This is a genomic window from Psychrobacter sp. TB20-MNA-CIBAN-0197 (assembly GCF_040309765.1).
GTDB classification, from domain to species: Bacteria; Pseudomonadota; Gammaproteobacteria; order Pseudomonadales; family Moraxellaceae; genus Psychrobacter; species Psychrobacter submarinus.
Map to the genome: position 1 here is coordinate 1 of NZ_JBEOPC010000146.1, position 395 is coordinate 395.

1 pseudogene is annotated in these 395 nt (G+C 48.6%); it reads right to left on the reverse strand.

Annotation, left to right across the window (positions count from 1 at the left end):
• Positions 1-395, reverse strand: a pseudogene (locus AAEY83_RS13045) (Dyp-type peroxidase); the annotation flags it as partial.

The following is a 395-nucleotide window of genomic DNA, read 5'->3' on the forward strand; positions in this document are numbered from 1 at the left end:
CAAGTCGAGGGGCGCACCAGAACGCCAGCGTCCCCACATTTTTGCGCCTAAAAGCTCAGCTTCTTCCTCGCTATCGGTGTTATCTTTGCGGAATTTATTGAAGGCAGCAACATGGCTATTATAAGCACGTAGTACCATAAACGAGCCATTTTTGCCCAAGATCTCTGGCTGCGGCATCGGTGGAATCGTGCCAGCTTCTCCTTCATAACCCAAGACAAACTCACCCGCTGCGATGGCTTCGTTCGTGCTACTCGGCGGCGTTTGGATACCACTGCCTTTAATCTCTGGATTACTGATACCATCACGATAGCCAAAGACATTTTTGACATTGTTGTCAGAACCAAAATCGTGTTCCATGAGGATTTCGATATCACCGTTGGCAGGATGCTCATAGT